The following is a 23,246-nucleotide window of genomic DNA, read 5'->3' on the forward strand; positions in this document are numbered from 1 at the left end:
AGACTATACTCTTATTATGAGCTTTAAGTCAAGTTCGGCGGAAAAACCGACCGAAAAAGGTTTGCAGTATCATATCCGGTTAAAAGCCGGGGATATTCCGCCTTTTGTGTTGATGCCGGGAGATCCGAAACGGGTCGTGAAAATCGCCTCTTTGTGGGATAAAAATCAGTTTGTGGCTGATTACCGGCAGTATGTGACTTACAAAGGTGAGTATCACGGGGTAAAGTTGGCCTGTGTTTCCAGCGGGATCGGCTCGCCGGCATTGGCGATTGCCTTGGAAGAGTTGGTAAGAATTGGTACTAAGACAGTGATTCGGGTGGGGACGTGCGGCAGTTTACAGCCGGAGATGTATCCGGGTGATTTAGTGATTACGACCGGGGCGGTGCGATTGGACGGGGCGTCGAAAGATTATGTGATTCCGGAATATCCGGCCGTAGCGGATTATCGGGTGGTGGAAGCTTTAATTAAAGCTTCCAAAAAATTAAAGGTTAAATATCATGTTGGCATTACCGCTTCGACCGATACATTTTATTGTGGGCAGGGGCGGTCGGGATTTAATGATTATTTGCCTAGCCATAAAGAGAATATTTTTAAAGATATGCAAAAAGCGAGAGTGAAAAACTTTGAGATGGAAGGCGGGTGTTTGTTAACGTTAGCGTCAGTGTTCGGTATCAGCGCGGGCATGGTTTGTGTGGTGGTGGCTGACAGGGTTCATAATCAGTTTAAAATTACCGATGAAATGGAACAATCGGCAGCCTTAGTGGCCAGTGAAGCAATTAGGCTCTTGCAAATAAAATATAAATAGTTTAAATAATTAAGTATGTTTCCTGATAGATTGCCGGAAATTAAAAGAGACAGAATTGATCCTGAATTAAAATCTGATTTACCCGGGACGGTTTCGGGAAGCACAGGGATGTCAGAAGAGACGGCTCAAGTTTATAAAACAGTAAAAGTTAGTGACGGGAATCTTGGACAAGCAGATAAATTAATTCCCGCTTGACAAGAAAAATTAATTTTAGTATTGTTAAATCCCAGAGCTATGAAACATAATTCTGGGAGTTTTTTTATCATAAAATTAACAGGAGGTAACCCCGCGAGAGCGGGATTTTTTTCCGCCAAAGGCGGACAAGTATGAAAAAAATAAACTTTAACGACCATTTTGCCAATTTAACCAAGATTAATGCCAGCTTGAATAATGGGGCCAGGGAAAACTATCAAAAAACCGGGCTAACTTATGTGGATGTGCCGGAAATTGTGGGTATTACCGGCGCCTGCGAGAATGTGGATACTTTATTTAAGGTCGGTAACCGCTTAGATATTCCTTTGTTTTTTACCCAAACCGGCCAGCTTTCTTTAGAGCAGGCCTTGCAATCGTTTCACGGGGCTTTTACGGTGATTCATTCCGGCCGGGATGAAGAAGTGGAAGACGAACGGCATCTAAGACAATTTCGCCTGACGGAAGAAGAGTTTGACTGCACTTTGGCAGGAATGACCAGAAAAAATTACGATGAAGAAAAAATGTTTGAGGCGCTTTTACAGCATATCCAAAAAGCGATTCAGGGGATGATTAAAGCGGTTCTAAAAGACAATAAAACAATTCTTAAAAAGTTCTATGACCGGGATATTCTCAAGTTGGAGCAGGCCGCCAAAGTTAATTTTTTAAGAATTAATTACGAAGAGGCGGTTAAGCTGTTAAATAAACACGGTTTTAATAAATTAAAGTTTGGCGATGACTTAAAAGCTGATCACGAACAAATGGTGGTGAAATTACTAAACAAAAAAGGTTCAGAATTGCCGGTGTTTATCATGCGTTATCCCAAAGAAATTAAGTTTTTCAACATGAAGGTATCGAATAAAGATCCGCGGGTGGTTTTGTCGGCCGATTTAATCCTGCCCCATAGCGGTGAAGCGACCGGTTCGGCAGTGCGGGAACATGATTTTAATAAACTAAACCAGCGCTTACTGACATCAACGATGTACCGGCTGCATTTACAACGGGGTGGGGTTTATGCAGACTTTGGCTGGTATTTAAAGATTATTAAAGGTCAGGGGACGAATCCTCATGCCGGTTATGGTATCGGTAATGAACGCGTAATGCAGTATATTTTCGGGGAAAAAGATATTAGGAATGTTTCCTTGTTTTCCCAGCTTAATAAGCAGTCACAGGATTGGCACGAAAAGCGCTATGGACAGGCAGCGCTGTACAGTATTGATAAAAAACAGCTGCTGTTAACGATCGGTAAATTAAGCGACAAAAAGAAACTTTTGCCTTATATTGCCAAATTAAATAAAAATTTTACCCTTTATGCGACCCAAAAAACGCATGAATTTTTGAAAACTAAAGGAATTAAAACTGCCATGGTGCATAAAATTTCGGCGATCGGCCAAAAGCCGAACATCGGCGATTTATTAACCCGTCGGGTGTTTGACTTAGTGATTAATATCCCTCAAGGAAAGTCGGACGAGTTAACTGATGGTAAGCTGATCCGCCGGGCCTCGGCCGAAGCGGGAATATCCTTGATAACCGATATGCCAATGGCTAAGCTAGTGTTAGAAAATCTATGCCGACACTAAAAGTTAATTTTTTAGGCGTTAGTTTTCCTAATCCATTAGTATTGCCGTCGGGGATTCTACAGGAGATTCCCGGCCACATGGTGGCCGTAAAAGCCGGGGTGGGCGGGGTGACGTTAAAATCTTTAACCCGTGAAAAACGGGAAGGAAACCCAATGCCGCGGGTAATCAAATATGAATCTGGGATTTTAAACTCAGTCGGTTTAAGAAATCCGGGGATTGATAAGGGAATAGAATTGGCGGGTGAGTTTATTAAAGTTTGTCCGGTGCCGGTAATTGTCAGCATTTTCAGTGTCAAAACCAGCGAGTTTGCTGAGTTAGCTAAAAAAGCTTTGGTGATTAAACCCCAGTTTTTAGAATTAAACTTATCTTGTCCGAATGCGGTGAACGAAATGGGTCAACCTTTGGGAATGGGGGTTGATTCAACAACTGCGGCAGTCAAAGCGGTTAAAAAAACAGTTGGCGCAAAAGTTAAATTAATTGCTAAGTTGTCACCGAATGTGATCAATATCGGCGAAGTGGCTAAGGCAGCGGAGGCAAGCGGTGCGGATGCGATTTGCGCGATTAATACGGTTGGTCCGGGCATGGTGATTGATATTAAAACCAGAAAGCCGATGTTGGGCAATTTAATCGGCGGTGTGTCCGGTCCGGGAATCCGGCCAGTGGCGGTTAAATGCGTTTGGGAAATTTATAAATCAGTTAAGTTGCCGATTATCGGTATGGGCGGAGTGGAGAAGGCTCGTGATGTAGTGGAAATGATGCTGGCCGGAGCGACGTTAGTCGGCGTCGGTTCAGCCATGTACCGCCACGGTTTTGAGGTTTATGAAAAAATTAAAGCTGATTTGGTTAAATATATGGAGGATAATAAAATTAATAAATTAGCAGAAATTATTGGAGGTGTCCATGAGTAAAATATTAACAATTTTAAAAAGAACTAAGGCAATTACGACTGACAGCCATATTGTTTTAACTTCCGGAAAACACAGCAGTAAATATTTAAATAAAGATGCGTTGTATCCGCATACAAAAGAAGTTTCGCGCGTGGGAAAGATGATTGCTCAAAAATATAAAGATAAAGAAATTGATGCCGTGATCGGGCCAGCCATGGGGGGAATAATCTTATCCCAGTGGACGGCTTACCACTTAACTAAATTAAAAAGAAAAGAAATTTTAGGCGGGTATAGTGAAAAAGATGAACAAAACAATCAAATTTTTCGGCGAGGTTATGATCAGTTGGTTAAGAATAGAAAAGTCTTAGTGGTGGAGGACTTTACGACGACTGGCGGTTCGGTAAAAAAGACCGTGGATAGCGTGAAGGCTTTGGGGGGGGAAGTGGTGGGAGTTTGCGTGATGGTGAATCGTGACCCTAAAAATGTAACGGCAAAAGTAATCGGAGCACCGTTTACTTCTTTAGGAATTTTCAGTGCCGATGCTTATGAGGAAAAATTCTGCCCGATGTGTAAAGCTAAAATGCCGGTTAATACTACCCTTGGTCATGGCCGGGAATATTTAAAAAAGAAAGCGGGAAAATGAACTTTCAGGACAAGCTGGACAAAATTGTTGCCAAAAATAATTCACTTCTTTGCGTAGGGTTGGACCAGGGAGAATGGGAGTTTAACCAGAAAATTATTGACCAAACCCATGATTTGGTGTGTGCTTATAAGCCTAATTTTGCTTTTTACGAAGCGTTGGGAATCAGAGGCTGGGAAAATTTAAAAAAAACAGTGGAATATATAAAAACATTCCACTCCGGAGTGGTAGTAATTGCTGATGCCAAGCGGGCGGATATCGGTAATACTAACGAGGGATACGTCAAGTCAATTTTTGATGATTTAGGATTTGATGCGGTGACGGTTAACCCGTATTTTGGCCGGGAAGCGCTCCAGCCGTTTTTAGACCGAGCGGATAAGGGGATTATCATTTTATGTAAAACTTCTAATCCGGGTAGTGGTGAATTCCAGGACTTAGTTTGGGAAAAAGTTGCCAGAAATGTGGTCAATGATTGGAATAAAAATAACAACTGTTTGTTAGTGGCGGGGGCGACTTATCCGGAAGAATTAGCCAAAATCAGAAAAATTGCGGGGGAAATGACGCTATTAGTGCCGGGAATCGGGGAGCAGGGCGGGGATGTCGAAAAGACGGTTAAAGCCGGATTAAACCGTCAGAAAGCCGGTATGATTATTAATTCTTCGCGCGGGATAATTTTTAGTGAAAATCCCCGCTTGGAAGCGCAAAAATTAAGAGATAGAATTAATCAATACCGCCAATGAAATACAAAATTGTCAGCGCTAAACCAAAAGAAAAACTGGATGTTGCCAAATTAATAAAATATCCGAAAGATTTTCACGGCTCGACGAAAGTTGATCATTTAGTTAAATTCGGGGATTCGTTTGTCAGTTTAATTGGTAAAAGCGAGGCGGATTTGCCTAAAGATGGAGTGGTGATTTTGGAACATGATTTTGACGAAGCCAGAAAATTAATGGATAAGATTAATGAGTTGGCCCAACAGGTAATCAGCGACGCGACTAAATATGACGATGTTGGTTTTTGCCGGGAATACTTTAATTTGGCTCAAGCTGGTTACAGAATGCTGGATAAATATAAACCGGTGGGAATACCTGTTAGTTTAGAGCGGGCCGGATTAGTAACAACCAGACTGGTTTTAGGGGTAGACAGAGATGCGGTGATTGAGAATGAGCAGCGGGTAGTGACTAAGCGAACACATCTTGTTGCCGAGCCGGACACAAATTTGTCGGTCACGGTTCAGTGGCGGGATATCCCTAAGCTAAAACAAATCTCAAGCCGGGAAATTCTTTTAAGCGATTTTGTTAATCCGGCCTCCGGAGCTTCCGGGCTGGCTTTTATTGTGGCGGCTCAGGCCAAAGGCCTAGCCGTAGCGAAAATTAACCATCGGTCAATCAGCTGTACCCGGCAAGGATTGATTTTTACCAGAAAAACATTAGCCGATATGGGGATTAAAAGTAGTTTTACAAGTGTGGGTGAAGCGAACGAATTAAATGAAATGTATTATTTAACCGGCCAGAGGGCGGTCGCCGATGCCGGGCACTTATTGCGTCACTTCCTACCCAAGTGGTATAAACAGTAGATATGTTGGTTTTTTCCGGCACTTCAAATAAGTTATTGGCAGCCAGGTTAGCTAAAGCGTTAAAAACGAGACTGGGAAAAATTGAATTATCTAAGTTTCCGAATGACGAAATCAGAGTGTGGGTGACAGAAAAAAATGTGGGCAAGCGAGCCGTGGTGGTGCAGTCTTTGTCGCATCGGACAGACAACCATTTGATGCAATTTTGCTTGATTTGCGATGCTTTAAAAAGAAAAGGGGTTAATAAAATTATTGCGGTGATTCCCTGGATGGGTTATTCCAAACAGGATAAAGCTTTCCGGCCGGGCGAGCCGTTATCAGCTCAGGTGGTCGCTAAAATGTTAGAAGTAACACAGTTAACAAAAATAATTACTTATGATTTACACAAACCGGAGATTGCCAGATTTTTCAAAACTAAAGTAATTAATTTGTCCGGCAGAAGAGTTTTTCGGGAGTATTTTAAAAATAAAGTCGATCAAAATACGGTCGTGGTGGCGCCGGATGAAGGAGCCCGTAATTCCTCCAAGCGGTTTGCTTATGATTTAAAGGCACATGTGGCCTACATTAAGAAAAAAAGAGATTTAAATACCGGCAAAGTCACGGTTAGAGGCATCAGCCGGAGCGTGGCCGGTAAGAAAATTCTCATTAAAGATGACATGATTGCTACCGGCAGCACTTTAATCGAAGCGGCTAAATTTTTAAAAACCCAAAACGTGGCGTCGATTGCCGTGGCCGCGACGCACCATTTGTATTTGCCGGGAGTGCAGGAAAAGTTAGACCAAAGCGGGATTACCAACTTAGTGGTGACGGATACGGTCGAGCCAAAAGCACGATCAAAAAAACTAACGGTGGTGAGTGTGGCGGAAATGATTGCTAAAGAAATTAGAAACTGATTTGATGAACAAAGTCATTAATTTAAATAATCAAAGCGAGTGGTTGACGTTTGACGATGTGTTATTGCTGCCGAATTATTCGGAAGTGACGCCTTCAAAAACGGATACAACAACTAAGTTAACAGAAAAAATTAAATTGCCAATTCCGATTTTAGCCTCACCGATGGACACAGTTTGCGAATCAGCGATGGCCCTCCGTTTAGGTAAAATCGGCGGGTACGGCATTATCCATCGTAACTTATCAATCGAAAAACAAGTGGGCGAATTAAAATTGGTTTTAAAAGCAGGGGTAAAAGCAGGAGCGGCGGTTGGGGTAGGGGTGGATTTTAAAGATAGAGTGGCGGCTTTAATTAAAGCCGGGGTGAAGGAGATTTGTGTGGATTCGGCCCACGGCCACACGAAACACGTTATTGAGGCAATTAAAAAGATAAAAATATTCCACTCCGGAGTGGAAGTAATTGCCGGCAATGTGGCTACTTATGAAGGCGCTGATGATTTATTTAAAGCCGGCGCGGCGGCAGTCAAAGTAGGGATGGGGCCGGGTTCGATCTGCACCACCAGAATTATGTCCGGCATGGGAGTGCCGCAGTTGTCAGCGATTGTGGCTGGGGCCAAAGCGGCTAAAAAATATAAAAAAAGCATTATTGCCGACGGCGGTATCCGTACCAGCGGAGATCTGGTGAAAGCTTTGGCGGCCGGAGCGGCTGCAGTGATGCTGGGTTCTTTATTAGCCGGGACTGACGCGGCGCCGGGGAAATTAGTCACTTATCAAGGTAAAAAATATAAAACTTACCGGGGAATGGGTTCGGTTGGAGCGATGAAGCAAGGGAGTGCCGAACGTTATGGTCAGAAAAAAACCGATAAAATCCTGGTGGCGGAGGGGGTGGAGGGATTAGTAGAATACAAAGGCAAGCTGGAAGATTTTGTTTACCAGTTAGTCGGCGGGTTAAGATCAGGTTTAGCCTACCTGGGAGCAAAAAACTTAAAAGAATTGCGGCAAAAGGCCAAGTTCATCCGGATTTCCCGCGCCGGCGTGTATGAATCCCGGCCGCACAGCATTTTGCTGCTTGACAGGTAAAAAATAATCGATTATTTTGGAAGTAGATTAGGGCTAAGGAAGCCCTATTTTTTTTCTGCCAAAGGCGGACAAGGGGCAGAAAGGAGGTAAAAATGGTTAATTCAGAGAGGTTATTACCAGATCCTCCAGTTCCACAAGAAGCAACACCGGCGGAAACACATTCCAGACTAGAGTATTTGTCGCCAGAAGTACGGGAAAGATTACAAAAGCTCGCTGAAACTAGGGGGGAAGCGGCGGCGGCGGCGGAAACCGTGGGATTGATGGATGCATAGTTTTCCGCTATAATTAAATATGGCGAATGAGTTAGCTTTTTTAAAGCAGGAGTTTTTAAGGGAAGCGAAAGTCATTGATGCAACAAGAGGTTATATTTCAGTCGGCTCTTTTAATTTGCGGATGAAGCCGGAGGTGTTAAAGGCAGCAGCCCGATTAATCGCCAATGTTTTTAAAAACGATAAGATTGATACGGTCCACGGCATTCCTCATTCCGGCAATTATTTGGCAACGGCAGTGGCTCTGGAATTGGGAAGTAAAGTCCGGTTACACAGTTCACGTAAAGACCAGAATATTCCGACCAGCTGGAAAGATGTTTATCGTCAGGAAGTGCGGTCGTTTACGACTTCGTCCGGCGGGGTGGATGTTTTTTCCGGGATTAATTTATCTTTTGTGAAAAAAGGCGACCGGGTGCTCTTATTGGACGATGTTTGTGCCAAAGGGGAAACCGGTTATAGAATTGTTAAAGGCTTGTTGGAGCGGGGAGTGAAAGTAGTCGGATTTGCGGTTTTATTTGATAAAGTTTTTCAGGGCGGATTAGAGCAAGTGCAGACTTTGGGGGTGAAAGTATTTTCCTGCGTGAGGGTAAAAAGTATCGACAAGAATGATCAGGTGAAGTTGTTATGATTATTGTCATCGATTTTGGTTCGCAAACAGCCCATTTAATTAATCGAAGAATCAGGGATTTGGGAGTAGAGAGCCGGGTCGTCAGTTATAAAATAAGCCTTGAAAAACTTAAAAACCTTAAGGGAATAATTTTATCCGGTGGGCCAAGCTTTGTAAACTTGCCTAATTCGCCGACAATTTCCAAAAAAGTATTTAGCTTGGGGGTGCCGGTTTTAGGGATTTGTTACGGCATGCAGCTGATGGGTAAAATTTTAGGCGGCGAGGTTGGCAAAGGAAAAAATAAAGAGTTCGGTGTGGTTGAGGTAGATCTAAAAAAATCTAAGCTGTTTAAAGGAATAAACGGCAAACAGCAAGTGTTAATGAGCCATGGCGATCAGGTGTTAAGACTACCGCCGGGATTTATTAATTTAGGTTCGTCTAAAGATGTGCCTAATGTCGCCATGGGTAAGGAGAAGCTTTTAGCGATTCAATTCCATCCGGAAGTAATCCACACAAAGAACGGGATAAAAATTCTTAAAAATTTTATTTTTAATATTTGCCTGGCGAGGAAAGACTTTAATCAATTAAAGTGGCAGAAAAGTGAAATTAAAGGCAGGGCAATCTGCGGTTTATCCGGCGGAATAGATTCGTCAACCGCGGCGGCTTTAGTTTATCAGGTAATAGGACGACAATTAAAATGTGTTTATGTGGATACTGGTTTAATGAGATTGGGGGAAACAGTCCAAATTGAAAAAGATTTTAAGAAATTTTTTAAAGAAGATTTAATTATTATCCGGGCGGAAAAGCAATTTTTAGAAGCCTTAAAGGGAGTGGAAGAGCCGGAAGAAAAAAGGAAAATAATCGGTAATTTATTCATTAAATTATTTGAAGCGGAAGCCAAAAAATGGGGAGCAAAATGGTTAGTCCAGGGGACGATTTATCCGGATGTGATTGAGAGTGCCCCCACTTCGCTAAAGCTACGTGGGGTTTCTGCTGAAACAATTAAAAGTCATCATAATGTCGCTGGGTTGCCGGAAGAAATGAAGCTGAAATTAATCGAACCGCTGCGGGATTTATACAAGGATGAAGTGCGGCAGTTAGCCGCAAAATTGGGTTTGCCTAAAAATATTATTAAGCGTCAGCCGTTTCCCGGACCGGGGTTGGCCATCAGAATCAGGGGGGAAGTCACTAAGGAAAGATTAGATCGCTTGCGGCAGGCGGATAAAATTTTACAGGAAGAAATCAAAGAGCCGGTTTGGCAGACTTTTGCAATTTATGTGCCGTTAAAAACTACCGGGGTGAAAGGTGACGGTCGCAGTTTTGAAGACATGATTGCTATCCGTTCGGTGACTGCCAAAGATGCGATGACGGCCGACTGGACGCGTTTGCCCTATAAATTATTAGCTAAAGCTTCGGCTAGAATTGTCAATGAAGTAGCGGGGATTAACCGGGTGGTTTATGACATTACCACCAAACCGCCGGCAACAATGGAATGGGAGTAGCTAAAATTTTCCAATAATGCCGGTCAGCAATTTGGACATGTTCGGAGCGGCTTTGGCGGATTCGGCCAGCACCTCGCCGTGGGAGTGTTTGACAAAAGCCAGATTAGTGACAAAGGTTAGGCCGAGAACCTTCATGCCTAAATAATTAGCCATAATTGTTTCCGGGACATTACTCATGCCGACGACGTCGGCACCCATGGCGATCAACGCCCGCTTATCCGCCGGCGTTTCATACTGCGGGCCGTGACAATAAGCGTAAACACCGCGATGGCAACGCAACCTTAATTTTTTAGCCTGCTTTTCGGCTAGTTTAATTAATTGAAGATTAAAAACTTGGGACATATCAACAAATTTCGGGCCGACTAAGGGAGTTTGGGAGAGTAGAGTAATAATGTCCGACAAGACCACAAAATCCCCAACGCGATATTTAGGGTTAAGCCCGCCGACAGCATTGGTAATAATTAAATTTTTAACACCAAGTTTTTTTAAATATTGAATTGGCCGGGTGACTTGTTGGGGAGAATAGCCTTCGTAAAGATGGAATCGGCCGGACATAATTAAGATCTCCTGATGTTTCAGGCGGGCGTGAATCAATTCGCCGCTATGGCCGGGAACAGTCGATTTTAAGTGAAAAAGCTTTTGGTAAGATTCGCGTTTGAGAATGACGACTTGGTTAATGATTGCGTTCCAGCCGCTGCCTAAAATTAAAGCCGTTTCCATAATAAATATTTTAACATATAATAAATCCATGCGTTTTAAGCCAAAGATGATCACGGTTGTCGGCAACATCGGTTCGGGAAAAACAACAGTGTCGCCGATTATTGCCAAAATGTTAAAGGCGAAACACGTGGACGCGGATAATTTATTTCAGACAATTGATCCGTTCCGGGAACTGTATTTGAATGATGTCAAAAGGTGGGCATTGGCCAATGAGCTGTGGTTGACTTTGGAGCGGGTAGTTTTGGTCAAAAAGTATCTGCGGGCAAATAAAGATAAATTATTGGTGGTCGATTCCGGCCTCTTGATGAGCTGGGCGTATACCCACGGCCATTTTTTGGCCGGGACGATGACAAAGGAAGAATGGCAGCTTTACCGCCGGCTGTTTGATAAAATTGCTATCAATTTATTTGCCAGCTCGTTGGTGGTGGCCTTGGACTGTTCGGTTCCCACTTTAATTAAACGAATTAAGAAGCGTGGTCGGGGATTTGAACTGAAATATTATAATCCGACCTATTTAAAACAAATTGACAACGGCTTAGTCAAATTAAAGGAAAAACTGGAAAGAAAAAAAATTAAAGTTGTCAGCTTGACAGAAGACGAGGTGAAGCAGGATAATAACGGAAAAATTGAGATGAGTCAGGCTTTAAAAGTAATTAAGCAAGCGATTTAATATGCCAGCGGAACAAAGATCAGGACAGCCAGAGGGGTCTTTGACCACTGTTTTTGGTCACTCTATTTTAAAAGATTTGGCTGAAATTGTATCTCACAACGAAGCCTGGGAAGCGTTAGGCGGAAAAGTTGAATCAGAAGTTAAAGTTAAGTGGTATGCCGGAGAATTTATTCATCAAGTATTGCCCCGTGCCAGACTGTATGGTTCAAGATTATTCGATCAGGTTTTACCACAAGGATTAAGAGAGAAAATGTACGACCCGTTTTATAGCGATCATGATGTTAATCATAGTTTCCGGGTAACTCAAAATGGCAAAGTTCATTTAATATTTGACCCGAGAGTAAGGAGTTTAGATAATTATCAGGATAAAATTGATGTGGCGATTAGTTTAGGAGCGATTTGGCCAGATCATGATTGTTTACAAGTGGATTCGACTTTACCAGAGCGTAAAAGACTGGGACATGATCAAATCGGCGGCCGTTTTTTTATACCCGGATTGATGTGGTTGGGGAATTTATTAGGTAAGACCACTTATACCGACAGACAGATTGCTTTAGCAGCTTATGCGGTGGCTAATCATGAGCTGGAAAGTAAGACTATGAAGATGGTTGACTTTTCCAGACCGGCAGAGTTGATCAAGTCTTACGAAAAAATTTTTGGCAAAAGCTTAACTGAAGTTTATCCTTCTTTAGGTCAATTAGAAAAAAGCTTGGCCGCTTTTGGGGTGAATTTATGGTCGTTAGAGTTAGACTTTTCCCATATTACTGAATTAATGGCAGAGTTGGTCAGAGGCCATTTAACGGCGGCAGATGTGCGTGACCAAGTGGCACCGCCGTCATTTGCAGCCTTAAGGGCAATCAAGGCGATTCCCGGCAGACAATATTTATCTTTGTCAAAACAAATTACAGATTATTATACGTTTGTCGATAGAATAGTTGATGGATACAATCCGGAAAGTAAAGATTTTGAGGATGATACTTTACGGGCGGCTTATGAAACCTGCCGTAGTTTTGAAGATACTACGGGTTTAACTCCTTTTGCCCAATCCTGGCTAAGATATTCTCAATTAAAACGGGGAAATTATCACATTAAGTTTGCCAAAGATATGGTTTTGATTAGCCGTCATAATTTAAAAGCCACGACGTTATTCAGTAAATCTTTAGAATTAACTCATGAGCTTCAGAAAGAATTGTGGTTAGAATATAGTGAGAAAACAGAAGAATTAACAAAAGCTTTAACCAGAATAGCGGCAATGAATTTTGATGATCTAAATAAAGTTATTGATGGGAGATTAGATATAAGATTAGCCAATCCTTATATGAGAAAGATTGGTATTTATGTTTTGCGTCAGTTTTCCAGCCAGGCAGTCAGTTTGCTTAATAAATATATTTTGATGACGAAGCAGCCAGGATTTAGTCCCAGCGATTTTGTGTCCAGAGTGGAAAAAGTAATGAGTTATGCTCAACAAAAAAGTAGATTCTTTACAACAGTTGTGCCTAGAGAAATTTTAGATTTAAAAATGAAGAAATTAACCGTTGATTACTCGAATTTTTAGTGTGTTATACTTAAAAAAAGATTTATGGATCAGATTTTTAAGATAATAAAAAAGGAGAAACAAAGACAGAGGGAGGAGTTGGAGCTGATCCCCTCGGAGAATTTTGTTTCAAAAGCAGTAATGGAAGCGGTCGGGTCGTGCTTAATGAATAAATATGCGGAGGGTTATCCGAAGAAACGTTATTATCAGGGAAATAGAAATGCGGATGAGATAGAAAGCTTATGCCAAAAACGCGCTTTGCAAGCCTTTGGCTTATCTGACAAGGAGTGGGGAGTGAATGTTCAGCCGCACTCCGGTTGCGAGGCTAATTTGGCAGTTTACAATGCCTTGCTTCAGCCGGGGGATAAAATCATGGCGATGTATTTGCCGGACGGCGGACATTTGTCCCACGGCTGGTCGCTGCCTAACAAAAAAGTGACTTTAGTGTCGAAGATTTGGGAGGTCCAGTTTTACCATGTTAACCAAAAAACTGAAGTTTTTGATTATGACCAGATTGAGAAGCAGGCGTTAAAATTTAGGCCCAAATTAATTATTTCCGGCGGGACAGCTTACCCGCGGACGATTAACCATAAACGAATGAGCCAGATTGCCAAAAAAGTGAGGGGTTATTATTTGGCGGATATTGCCCACGAGGCGGGTTTGGTGGTAGGCGGAGCACACGCCTCGCCGTTTCCTCATGCCGACGTGGTGACTTTCACGACCCACAAAACTTTGCGGGGGCCAAGAGGCGCAATGATTATTGGAAGGATTGATTTAATTGACAAAATTAATTTTTCAGTGTTTCCCGGGCTACAAGGTGGGCCGCATCTGCACACGATTGCCGGAATCGCGGTCGCTCTTCGTGAAACTCAGAGCAAGCCCTTTAAGAAGTATGCTTGGCAAGTGGTTAAAAATGCTAAGGTATTAGCGCTGGATTTAAAAAAAGGTGGTTTAAAGATTGTTTCCGGCGGGACAGACAAGCATTTGGTGTTAATTGATTTACGTAACAAAAATCTGACCGGTTGGGTGGTGGCCTGGGCATTGGAAAAAGCGGGGATAATCGCTAACCGTAACACCGTGCCTTACGATACCGGTTCAGCGTTTTATCCCTCGGGATTACGCCTCGGGACACCGGCCTTGACCAGCCGGGGGATGAAAGAAGAAGAAATGAAGCAGATTAGCCAGTGGATTTTAAGCGTAATTAATTACCTTAAAGATAAAAATTTAGCTAATGATAGAGATACGCTCAAAAAATTATCCCAAGATAAATTTTTACAAAACTTAAAAGCCAAAGTAAACGCATTGGCCAAAAAATACCCCTTGCCGGGAAAATAGATTTAAATTATACTAATTATTCTAATTTACCTAATTAACCTAAATAATGACTAAAAAAACTACAGAATATAAGATCAGTTTAAAGGAGCTTTTGGAGGCTGGATGCCATTTTGGCCACCAGGCGCGGCGTTGGAATCCAAAGATGAAGACATATATTTATGCTAAGCGTGAAGGGGTGCATATTTTTGATTTAGGCCAGACGGCCAAAAAGCTCGAAGAAGCGATGAAGTTTGTCCGGGATTTAGTGAAAGAAAAAAAACAGCTGGTTTTTATCGGGACTAAGCGTCAGGCGGCGACGGTGATTAAAGAAGAAGCTGTCAAGTGCAGTATGCCTTACGTGGCTGTCCGCTGGCTGGGCGGGATTATTACCAATTGGGAGCAGATCAAAAAAAGTGTGGATAAAATGATGGATTTGGAAAAACGGAAAGCAGCCGGAGAGTTTAAGAAATATACCAAGCGGGAAAACGTCTTGATTGACCGGGATATTGATAAGTTAAACCGGTTTTTAGGAGGGTTAAGAAATTTGATACAACAACCCTCGGCTATTTTTGTGGTGGATATTAAAAAAGAAATTGCGGCGGTAAGGGAAGCCCGGAAAAAAGGCATCACGGTAATCGGTATTGTGGATACAAACGTCGACCCGGAATTAGTGGATTTAGCGATTCCGGCCAATGATGACGCAGTGGCCTCGATAAAATATATTGTTGGGAAAATTAGTCAGGCGGTAGTAGATGGCAGTAAAAATTAAGGCTAACCAGATTAAAAAAATCCGGGAAGAGACCGGCGCTGGGGTAATGGAAATTAAAGGAGCCTTAGAAGAAGCCAAGGGCAGTGAAACCAAGGCCAAAGAAATTTTGGCAAAGAAAGGATTGGAAAAAGTGGCCAAGCGGGCCGATAAGGATACTAAAGAAGGTCAGATTTATGCTTATGTCCACAGCGGCGGCCGGGTAGCGGCCATGGTAAAAATTTTATGCGAAACCGATTTTGTCAGCCGAAGCGAAGAGTTTCAAAAATTAACCAAAGAATTGACGATGCAGGTGGCCAGCATGGATCCGAAAGACATTAAAGATTTGTTAAAACAGCCTTACATCCGCGATGCCAAAAAAACAGTAGCGGATTTGGTGAATGAGATGGCGGCCAAGTGCAAAGAAAGGATTACAGTGAAAGAGATTGCCAGAATGAGCCTTTGATGTTAGATTGATATCAGTATGGATGAGAGTAAATTAGCGCGGGCAAGACAGAAAATGGACGGGGTAATTCAATTGGTTAAAGATGATTTATTAAGCGTGCAGACCGGCCGGGCCAAACCGGCAATGGTGGAAAATGTCAAAGTAGCGGCTTATGAAGGCTCGGGGCCGATGGAGATAAGAGAATTAGCGACAATTTCGGCACCGGACCCGCACAGCCTGGTGATTAAACCCTGGGACCAAACGGTTTTAGCCAAGATTGCCAAAGCCCTTCAGGAAGCTAATTTGGGAATTAATCCGGTGGTGGACAACGAGATTATCCGGCTGTCTATACCGGCATTAACTGAGGAAAGACGGCAGGAGTTGGTCAAGTCAGTTAAACAAAAAATTGAAGGCGGCAAAGCAATGCTGCGACAAGCCCGGGGGGAAGCTAAAAAAGAAATCGATGACCAAAAAGGCGTGGCCGGCGTGTCCGAAGACGACATTTTTAGGTTAAACGAGAAACTGCAAGGGGTAGTGGATGAATATAATAAGAAATTAGATGAGCTGGAGAAAGTTAAAGAACAAGAGCTGATGCAAATATAATGGCGATTTTAAGCTTTCTTATAATTCTTTCAATTTTGGTTTTTGTCCACGAGCTGGGACATTTTTTGGCGGCGAAAAAGTTAAAAGTCAAAGTGGAAGAGTTTGGTTTCGGCTACCCGCCGAGAATTTTAGGGATTAAAAAGCGGGGAACAATTTACAGTTTAAATCTTTTGCCGTTTGGGGGATTTGTCAGAATGCGAGGTGAAGATCCTTCGACTTCGCTCAGGGCAGGTTTGCCTCAAGCTAAAGGAGCCTTTTTTTTGAAATCAAAACGAGTACGGTTGATAATTTTAATTGCCGGCGTGGTAATGAATTTTATCTTGGGAGTGGTGCTGTTCGGGGCGATTTACACCAAAACCGGCATTCCCCAGAAAACTGATTATTTGACTTTAACTGCCGTAGCGGTTGGCTCACCGGCGGAAAAGTCGGGCCTGAAACCGGACGACAAAATTTTGGGTTTTAAGGGGAGCGAAGAATTTATTAATTATATTAACGATCAGCGCGGCCAAGAAATAAGATTAAAGATTAAAGATGGACGAGAGTTGACTGTTATACCCAGATTGGTCCAGGACACGCCGGAAGGCCAGGGGGCGCTGGGAGTAGGAATAACTGATACAGAGACGGTATTTTACCCGATTTGGCAGCGGCCGTTTCGGGGAATGTGGCTGGGATTGCAGGAGGCGCTGGCTTGGGGCGGGGAGATTTTGGCCGGTTTGGGAACAATGATCGCTGGTTTGTTACACGGACAGATGCCGAAAGACGTAGCCGGGCCGGTGGGAATTTATCAAATCAGCAAAACCGTGGCCAAGGCCGGCTTTTTAGCGGTTTTACAGTTTATGGGGATTTTGTCAGTTAATTTGGCAATTTTAAATTTGCTGCCTTTGCCGGCCTTAGACGGGGGCAGGTTGCTGTTTCTGGGGATAGAAGCGGTGACGCGCAAGCGGATTAAACCGGGAATTGAGCAGGCGATCCATATGGCAGGAATGTTAGTATTAATTGGTTTGATGGTGTTAGTGACAATCGGAGATATTAAAAGGTTGATGGGGTAGTTTTGTGTTATAATTGAGATATATGAAAAAAATTAAAAAATCTGTTAAAAAATTCGGTCTTAATGCCTTGGTTTGGCGTGAGGGTGATTGGTTTGTGGCGAAAGCGGTGGAAATTGAAGTTGCCAGTCAGGGGAAAACCGTTAAGCAGGCATTAGTGAATCTTCAGGAAGCGCTGGAACTTTATTTTGAAGACGAAAAAGTGCCGGTTGATGATGTTATTTTGCCTGATCTGAGGCTGGAGAAACTCTTTCCCAATATTCGGTATGCCTAGATTTTACTCGGCCAAAGAGTTAATCAAAAGATTAAAAAGACTAGGTTTCACAATTATTTCCCAGAAGGGCTCATTTGCAAAATTAAATTAAAGGGGTTATTATAGGGTAGTTATGATTTTTGTCAGGAAAAGTGTTACAATTAATTACATATGCCAAAAGTTTTAAATTATCGAGTGCTCATTGAACAGGACGAAGACGGGGTTTTTGTGGCTTCGGCGCCGTCTCTGCAAGGTTGTTATACAGAGGGAGATACTTTTGAAGAAGCGATGAGGAATATTAAAGACGTGATTAAGCTTCATTTGAAAGCAAGAAAGACGAATGTTTCTCTTCCCGATGACAGCCAGACAGAATTTGTCGGTATTAAGAATTTAATTTTTCCTTATGGCTTATTTGCCAATTCTTAAACCGAATGAGTTGGTTAGGATAATTGAGAAACAGGGTTTTTCTAAAGATCGGCAGAGTGGTAGTCACGCTATATTTTCCCATAAAGACGGTCGATGGACTTCGGTGCCAATTCACAGAAAAACCATTGGTAAGGGTTTATTGCGCAAAATTCTTCGAGACATTCAATTAACGGTAAATGATATTAAAAGAAAATAAGGCGCATTTGTATAATTAAATTGTATGTGATATTATAGGGTATAATATACCTTATATGACAAATGCTGATAAGGCTTTTTTAAATATGTCAATGCCATTAGGTGAAGGAATCAGAGCGCGGACAGAGGCCCGTTTGAATCGGCCGCTCGTAAGAAACGCTGATGAAACTAGCATTCAGGGACAAGTGGATCAATTACAGGTACAAGATTTTGTTGCTTTTGCTATAGATCATCTTTTAAGTTTAAACGGACCGGAAACAACGGTGGACCGTTTAAAAAAAACCGATCCACAAACTGCGAGAGAGTTAATAAAGCAAGAGACTCGAGAGAATTGGAGTTTAATTTTAGATGGGAAACCTAATAAGAAGGCTTTAGCAAGATATGGGGCAATTACTTTGGTAAGTCTGACTGGCTTGGCTGTATTGGCGGCGTGTTTAGGCCGCAGTCCTACGCCAGGCGGCGGCGGAAGCACAGCCACAGCGACACCTGATTTGTGTTCCAATTTATTACATGCGGCGACAATTTATTCAGCGCAAGTGGAGCAGGCGGTGGTAATTACTCCGGATGCTTTGGTTAATACAGCCGCTCTTAATCAGCAATTGGTTTGTTATGATAGCCATTTAACAGCGACGGCGATTTTGCCGGATGCCGACGGAATCGCTAACGGCGGGGCAATTTTAAGCTTGGCAGTGGCGGGCGTAGATTCAAACAATCAGCCCACCCTGACAGGTTATTTAGGGGTGGAATTGAAGCCGGTGGATATTGATAATAACGGCCAGTTGGAAGCGCCGATAATGGTGGTCGATCCGGACGGAGTCAGATGGCAGGATAACGGCGGGAGCCAATTGATAGCGACTTTGCCCCAAGTGGCGGTTAATGCCCAGACCGGACAATTAGAGCCAACCGGAGATATGGTCAGGATAACGGCAGATAAAACAGACAACGGGATTAATTTTGCTCTGACAGCCGGCGATCAGCAAATTACGATAGCTAACGACCAATTGAGAAGTTTAGGAGCAGGGTTGCAATTAGCGGAAAATGCCAGGGCCATAATTGAAGCGAGAGCGCAACTGGCGGCAGAGTTTGTAGCGGGCGTCAGCCCGGAGCAATTTTTAAACGGAGAGGCGATTCAAAACGGCTTTACTTTGCCGGATGATGTCCGGGCCTTGGCCCGGGCCAATCACTTGGCGCCGATCCAGGATGAAAATAAAATTGTCGGTTGGGTTCCTACAGCGGGAGAACTAAGCGTGATGCTGACGGACCATTTGGTCAGCGGAGCAAAACTAATGCAGATGGATGACGGCCGGGTGACTTATAGCTTTGACGGCCAGCCGGGTTCAATTGCCGTGCATGATTTTCCGGTAATAGAGGGCGTCGGCGGAGCGGCCTTTGTGGCGCAGAAAGACAATCCCTGGGGATTAAAAGAAGGCACAGTGGTAGTGTGGTTTTTTACAGGCGGGGGGAAAGCGCCGAGTGTGGTGTTAAACCAGGATGTGCCGCTAAGGATTATGGTGGATGCGCCAAATAAAATTAGTGTAGCGCAAACGCCAAATGGTCTGACATTAACGTCAACCGACCAAGCCGGGCTAGAAATAGAAAAACAAAAGGTGGAGTTTTTGCCGCCTCTGCCGCCGGAATTTCTGGCTCAGCTAAGTGGCACAAATTTTAGCTACGAATCCGGGAACTTGGTGTACACGACACCGGATGGGGAGAAGATTACTATACCGGGAATGTTTTATACCGGAGGACTGAGTGTAGATTTGGGTAGAGGAAAGGTTATCATTGTCCCGTTTGATGAATTGGTAGATAGAGTGAAGATTGGGCAAGGTGACATTTTGCAGATTTATGACCAAAAAGGCGAAATTGTTGGTTTTTTTGACTGGAAAAATGAAGTTTGGGTGGATATAGTCACTTTACGGCCTGACTTTGAATCAATGACGGATGATCAACTGCTTAGTGAAACACAAAGGTTGGGTGAATTTTTCGCAAAGCAGATTGATTGCACTGCCGGATTAGAGGGTTTGTTGGTTTCAACCCAAGCGCCGGAGCGGGTGACGGGAGGAAATTATACTTGGGAGGCGGAGTATTTGGGGGTTTGGCAAATGCCTTTAACTAATGAAGACGGGTTACCGGTAGGACATATAAATTGTCTATATTTTGGAGCTCCCGGAGACAGTGTGGCTAATAGACAAGTATTTGCCGTTTGGGGTGGAGGAAAGTTGTGGGGAGAGATACTTCCGTTTGGTGCGGATACAAATTTATTTGGAGTGCCACAAATGGTATATGGATACGAAACTGTTAATCCTGAATATATAAATACATTACTCCAACCGGGAACAATGTATAAATTACTCATGACTCCCAAGAGGGATACGTGGAGTAACAAAAATCATGAAGAAAAAATTGTCGAGACTAAAAGACCGGTAAATCGCGGATTTGGATGGATTAATGGACCAGTTGTTTTTAGAATGACTGAAGCACTTATAAAAAGATTGGTTGCTGATCCCTCGCAAATAGGAATTTTTAACAATCCGGCAGTGCCTGATCCGGCATACATAAAGCCAGGCAGTAAATAACACGCTTTTGAATTAAGTCTTTTTTTGCTATAGTTAAAAGGATGAAGCAGTTTGGCTGGTTTATTTTTTCACTATTAGTGGTATTGATGTTGGGATTGTGGCAAGCGCCAAAAGCAATAGCCGGTCAATATTGTGCGGGAGAGCGTGTGGTAGATTATCACTGGATAGGGTGTAGTGAAAAAACAGGTCTTGAAGGTTGGTGTTACAATGATGACTATACTAGTCAGTGGTATATTTCTTGTCCTCATGCAAACTGTTCGTCAGGAGGATATTATGATAAGACTTCAAGATGCAGAAAGTCTGATGGTACAGGCCGTGGTGATACTGATAATGTTTGTGATGGAGACTATCCGGGTGAGACGCATTGTGATCCAAACCCTGATGTAGGATGTTATCCAGTTTCTGACTATCAAAATTTAAGTAGCAGTTGGGGTTACACTCAGTGTTATGTGACTTGCGATGAGAATAATTGGAGTGAGTGCGATTGCGACACAAATTTAAAGACGAATGATTGCGGGGATACAGTGCCATGCAGCTGTGGAGGTCCATCACCATCGTCGTCGCCGGGGACGTCGCCATCGCCATCGCCTTCGCCCTCGCCCTCGCCATCGCCGAGCTGTACAGTTGGAACTTGGACAAATGATAGCTGTGGTGGTGGTGATTGTGAGACTGATCAAATGAGGCAAACAAAGACAGATTCTCCGGTAAATTGCAGTCCGCCTTCCGTACGGTGTGTAGATGATCCTACCTGCCGTCCCGATGTTTGTGATAGTTCCTCAATTGATGGCACTGTCCTTAAAGATGGTTCTCCAATTGAGATTACAATGACCGGCGATCCGCCTAAATCAACAATAGACTACTTTACGCTGGCTTTTTACAACAAGGACAATCTTGGTCCACCTCCAAATTATACCCCCAAACCTATCTGGTTTACGGGTAGCACTCAGTATGGAAGAATATGCTATGCCGCCACGGGAGGGACGGATTGTACAATAAGCACTGATAAAAAAAGCGCCACTTTTACCATTTACTATGACGAGTTGAACCATCCTGATTTAAATTGGGGAGGCAATTATCCGACTGATATCCAAGTTAATGGCTACTTCAGGCTGAGCGATGGAGGAGTTTCCCGGGCTGACGGAAAAAAAGTTTCACTGTTGGTACACCTAGCTGCAACGTTACTCTGACACCAGCTAATAGTTCGGTAGTCAATGGGCAGACAAAACTTTATACTGCCTACGTTAATATGCCCGGCTGGAATATTGAGAGAGTTGATTTTTCTGCGGAAGACCCTCTTGTGGCTAGTGTTAATCCCTCTTCTGTTTGGACTACTATTCTTGACCAGACTATTTACCAGACTACAGCAAAAGGTCTAAAGATAGGTTCAACCCATATAAACGCCAATGTGATAAAGCCAGCGGGCCCACCCTGTCCGGCTGCTGCATCTATACAAGTTACCAATCCGGGACCTTGGTGGCAGGTGGTGGGCGGGAATGTCCATGCTAATGGCGGCGATGTCAGTTCAAATATTCCCAGCACAGCCACAAAGCCGTATTTAATTACTGAGGCGGCAAACCATACAACCGGTTTAGCCTCTTATACCGGCGCGCTCGATACAGGTTATGGAACTATCAGTGAAGACGGCAATAATTGGCAGGCGCAGACAACTTATCACGGGGGACCAACAGGTTATGATTATTTTAACAGGAGGAAATTGGTCAATCGATAGCGGCATCAAGGCGGTAATTTTAGTGCCGAATGATCTGATAATTACTCAAAATATTAGTGTGGCTAAGGGCGGATTTTTGGCGATAATTGCTTCAGGGAATATCGAGGTTGAGCCAAGCGTGAAGAATCTTCAAGGTGTGTATATTGCTGATGAGGTAATTGATACTGGGGGGCTCACGAATCCATTACAGGCAGAGGGAATTTTTGTCGGTTGGGGAGGAATTAATCTGCAACGGAATTTAACGGATAATAGTCATCTACCGGCGGAGAGATTTACTTACCGGGGAGATTTAGTGGTGAATGCTTACCGATATTTATTAAAGCCGCATATTAATTGGCAGGAGGTGGCGCCGTAAGATATGAAGAGAAAATCGCTGACGATTTTATTATTAATTTTGGTCGGGGGATTAAGTTTGGTGGTTTTTTGGCTTTATAAACAGGTGAGTCTTGAAAAACAAAATCAAGCGGCTCAAACCCTTCAAGTGGCTCAAACCCCTGAATATCCGTATTTTCCGGCTAAGGCAGAAACATATTTAGATGCAGAGAAAACCTGGCAGAGAAAATCGTTTCAGCCGATTTTTAAAGAATTTGTGGAAGCGGATAACAAAAGGTATTTAGTGGTCAATTATTCCACCGGTGCCAGTGGAACTTTAGAGGAAGGGAAAATTTTTGTCACTAGAGGAATTCCATATATCGATGAACAGGCTAAAACGACAATTATTGATAGCTTAACATTAAAGGATAAGTTAAAGCCGGGAGATAGATTCGGAGTGGATTATTTATCTCAAATACCCCAAGATTTTTCTTTAAAGATGCCTCATTGTCAGAATCAGGCGATTGAATGTCTGCTGGCCGCTTATAAGCAGGAAAGCGATAAAAAAGGCGAGAAAGCGTTTTATGCAATGTTTATTTATCGGATTTTAAAGAAGTAGGGAGTGTGGTAAATTAGAGGGATGAGATATTCTTTA

28 protein-coding genes are annotated in these 23,246 nt (G+C 43.1%); 27 read left to right on the forward strand and 1 reads right to left on the reverse strand.

All coding sequences use genetic code 11. From position 1 onward, the window contains the following. The first annotated feature begins 16 nt into the window (after nucleotides 1–16). The 12 genes from NTZ93_04645 to guaA all read left to right on the forward strand — a co-directional run bounded on the left by NTZ93_04645 (nucleotide 17) and on the right by guaA (nucleotide 10,023). On the forward strand, nucleotides 17–805 hold the full coding sequence (locus NTZ93_04645) for a nucleoside phosphorylase (protein ID MCX6817125.1): 789 nt from the start codon (nucleotides 17–19) through the stop codon (nucleotides 803–805). A gap of 15 nt (nucleotides 806–820) precedes the next feature. Beyond that, the gene (locus NTZ93_04650) at nucleotides 821–1,000 is read left to right on the forward strand and encodes a hypothetical protein (GenBank protein ID MCX6817126.1); all 180 of its coding nucleotides are present in this window, start codon (nucleotides 821–823) and stop codon (nucleotides 998–1,000) included. A gap of 131 nt (nucleotides 1,001–1,131) precedes the next feature. Continuing rightward, on the forward strand, nucleotides 1,132–2,574 hold the full coding sequence (locus NTZ93_04655; protein ID MCX6817127.1) for a hypothetical protein: 1,443 nt from the start codon (nucleotides 1,132–1,134) through the stop codon (nucleotides 2,572–2,574). Beyond that, on the forward strand, nucleotides 2,562–3,482 hold the full coding sequence (locus NTZ93_04660) for a dihydroorotate dehydrogenase (GenBank protein MCX6817128.1): 921 nt from the start codon (nucleotides 2,562–2,564) through the stop codon (nucleotides 3,480–3,482). The genes NTZ93_04655 and NTZ93_04660 overlap by 13 nt, the downstream gene beginning before the upstream one ends. Next, on the forward strand, nucleotides 3,475–4,104 hold the full coding sequence (locus tag NTZ93_04665) for a phosphoribosyltransferase family protein (GenBank protein ID MCX6817129.1): 630 nt from the start codon (nucleotides 3,475–3,477) through the stop codon (nucleotides 4,102–4,104). The genes NTZ93_04660 and NTZ93_04665 overlap by 8 nt, the downstream gene beginning before the upstream one ends. Further along, complete coding sequence (pyrF, locus tag NTZ93_04670) at nucleotides 4,101–4,841, forward strand: orotidine-5'-phosphate decarboxylase (GenBank protein ID MCX6817130.1); 741 nt, start codon at nucleotides 4,101–4,103, stop codon at nucleotides 4,839–4,841. Before NTZ93_04665 ends, pyrF begins: the two co-directional genes overlap by 4 nt. Beyond that, the gene (locus NTZ93_04675) at nucleotides 4,838–5,677 is read left to right on the forward strand and encodes a hypothetical protein (protein ID MCX6817131.1); all 840 of its coding nucleotides are present in this window, start codon (nucleotides 4,838–4,840) and stop codon (nucleotides 5,675–5,677) included. Before pyrF ends, NTZ93_04675 begins: the two co-directional genes overlap by 4 nt. Nucleotides 5,678–5,679: 2 nt before the next feature. Then, nucleotides 5,680–6,567 (forward strand): ribose-phosphate pyrophosphokinase, encoded by an 888-nt coding sequence (locus tag NTZ93_04680; GenBank protein ID MCX6817132.1) that lies wholly within the window; start codon nucleotides 5,680–5,682, stop codon nucleotides 6,565–6,567. A gap of 4 nt (nucleotides 6,568–6,571) precedes the next feature. After that, nucleotides 6,572–7,645: an IMP dehydrogenase gene (locus NTZ93_04685; GenBank protein ID MCX6817133.1), complete on the forward strand. Its 1,074-nt coding sequence runs from the start codon at nucleotides 6,572–6,574 to the stop codon at nucleotides 7,643–7,645. 92 nt (nucleotides 7,646–7,737) lie between these two features. Continuing rightward, a complete protein-coding gene (locus tag NTZ93_04690) occupies nucleotides 7,738–7,917 on the forward strand; it encodes a hypothetical protein (GenBank protein MCX6817134.1) in 180 nt (59 codons plus the stop codon). 19 nt (nucleotides 7,918–7,936) lie between these two features. After that, a complete protein-coding gene (locus NTZ93_04695; GenBank protein ID MCX6817135.1) occupies nucleotides 7,937–8,542 on the forward strand; it encodes a phosphoribosyltransferase family protein in 606 nt (201 codons plus the stop codon). Beyond that, nucleotides 8,539–10,023 (forward strand): glutamine-hydrolyzing GMP synthase, encoded by a 1,485-nt coding sequence (gene guaA / locus NTZ93_04700; protein ID MCX6817136.1) that lies wholly within the window; start codon nucleotides 8,539–8,541, stop codon nucleotides 10,021–10,023. Before NTZ93_04695 ends, guaA begins: the two co-directional genes overlap by 4 nt. Here guaA and NTZ93_04705 read toward each other — a convergent pair whose 3' ends face one another. Continuing rightward, a complete protein-coding gene (locus NTZ93_04705; GenBank protein MCX6817137.1) occupies nucleotides 10,024–10,743 on the reverse strand; it encodes a purine-nucleoside phosphorylase in 720 nt (239 codons plus the stop codon). It lies immediately after the preceding gene. Nucleotides 10,744–10,771: 28 nt separating this feature from the next. Between NTZ93_04705 and NTZ93_04710 the strand changes: the two genes are divergently transcribed. The 15 genes from NTZ93_04710 (at nucleotide 10,772) to NTZ93_04780 (ending at nucleotide 23,210) form a co-directional block, all read left to right on the forward strand. After that, nucleotides 10,772–11,413, forward strand: coding sequence for a deoxynucleoside kinase (locus NTZ93_04710; GenBank protein ID MCX6817138.1), 642 nt, complete (start codon nucleotides 10,772–10,774; stop codon nucleotides 11,411–11,413). A gap of 1 nt (nucleotide 11,414) precedes the next feature. Next, on the forward strand, nucleotides 11,415–12,968 hold the full coding sequence (locus NTZ93_04715; protein ID MCX6817139.1) for a hypothetical protein: 1,554 nt from the start codon (nucleotides 11,415–11,417) through the stop codon (nucleotides 12,966–12,968). 24 nt (nucleotides 12,969–12,992) lie between these two features. Beyond that, nucleotides 12,993–14,282 carry a serine hydroxymethyltransferase gene (locus NTZ93_04720; GenBank protein MCX6817140.1) on the forward strand — a complete coding sequence of 430 codons (1,290 nt, stop codon included), beginning with the start codon at nucleotides 12,993–12,995 and terminating at the stop codon, nucleotides 14,280–14,282. A 46-nt stretch (nucleotides 14,283–14,328) separates the two neighbouring features. Then, a complete protein-coding gene (gene rpsB / locus NTZ93_04725) occupies nucleotides 14,329–15,030 on the forward strand; it encodes a 30S ribosomal protein S2 (GenBank protein MCX6817141.1) in 702 nt (233 codons plus the stop codon). Continuing rightward, nucleotides 15,014–15,472 carry a translation elongation factor Ts gene (gene tsf / locus NTZ93_04730; GenBank protein MCX6817142.1) on the forward strand — a complete coding sequence of 153 codons (459 nt, stop codon included), beginning with the start codon at nucleotides 15,014–15,016 and terminating at the stop codon, nucleotides 15,470–15,472. The genes rpsB and tsf overlap by 17 nt, the downstream gene beginning before the upstream one ends. 18 nt (nucleotides 15,473–15,490) lie before the next feature. Beyond that, nucleotides 15,491–16,054, forward strand: coding sequence for a ribosome-recycling factor (locus NTZ93_04735; GenBank protein MCX6817143.1), 564 nt, complete (start codon nucleotides 15,491–15,493; stop codon nucleotides 16,052–16,054). Next, a complete protein-coding gene (locus tag NTZ93_04740) occupies nucleotides 16,054–17,103 on the forward strand; it encodes a M50 family metallopeptidase (protein MCX6817144.1) in 1,050 nt (349 codons plus the stop codon). Before NTZ93_04735 ends, NTZ93_04740 begins: the two co-directional genes overlap by 1 nt. A gap of 22 nt (nucleotides 17,104–17,125) precedes the next feature. After that, complete coding sequence (locus tag NTZ93_04745; GenBank protein ID MCX6817145.1) at nucleotides 17,126–17,374, forward strand: type II toxin-antitoxin system HicB family antitoxin; 249 nt, start codon at nucleotides 17,126–17,128, stop codon at nucleotides 17,372–17,374. Nucleotides 17,375–17,524: 150 nt separating this feature from the next. Next, nucleotides 17,525–17,779 (forward strand): type II toxin-antitoxin system HicB family antitoxin, encoded by a 255-nt coding sequence (locus NTZ93_04750; GenBank protein ID MCX6817146.1) that lies wholly within the window; start codon nucleotides 17,525–17,527, stop codon nucleotides 17,777–17,779. Further along, entirely contained in the window at nucleotides 17,757–17,975 is a 219-nt protein-coding gene (locus NTZ93_04755; protein MCX6817147.1) for a type II toxin-antitoxin system HicA family toxin, read from the forward strand. The genes NTZ93_04750 and NTZ93_04755 overlap by 23 nt, the downstream gene beginning before the upstream one ends. A gap of 55 nt (nucleotides 17,976–18,030) precedes the next feature. Further along, entirely contained in the window at nucleotides 18,031–20,550 is a 2,520-nt protein-coding gene (locus NTZ93_04760) for a hypothetical protein (GenBank protein MCX6817148.1), read from the forward strand. An 824-nt stretch (nucleotides 20,551–21,374) separates the two neighbouring features. Beyond that, nucleotides 21,375–21,737: a hypothetical protein gene (locus NTZ93_04765; protein MCX6817149.1), complete on the forward strand. Its 363-nt coding sequence runs from the start codon at nucleotides 21,375–21,377 to the stop codon at nucleotides 21,735–21,737. A gap of 59 nt (nucleotides 21,738–21,796) precedes the next feature. Next, nucleotides 21,797–22,279, forward strand: a complete 483-nt coding sequence (locus tag NTZ93_04770) for a hypothetical protein (GenBank protein ID MCX6817150.1) — start codon at nucleotides 21,797–21,799, stop codon at nucleotides 22,277–22,279. Next, a complete protein-coding gene (locus tag NTZ93_04775; GenBank protein MCX6817151.1) occupies nucleotides 22,242–22,634 on the forward strand; it encodes a hypothetical protein in 393 nt (130 codons plus the stop codon). Before NTZ93_04770 ends, NTZ93_04775 begins: the two co-directional genes overlap by 38 nt. 3 nt (nucleotides 22,635–22,637) lie before the next feature. Further along, complete coding sequence (locus NTZ93_04780; protein ID MCX6817152.1) at nucleotides 22,638–23,210, forward strand: hypothetical protein; 573 nt, start codon at nucleotides 22,638–22,640, stop codon at nucleotides 23,208–23,210. Nucleotides 23,211–23,246 lie beyond the last annotated feature (36 nt).

The organism is Candidatus Beckwithbacteria bacterium, assembly GCA_026397255.1.
Classification (GTDB): Bacteria; Patescibacteriota; Microgenomatia; order UBA1400; family CG1-02-47-37; genus JAPLVF01.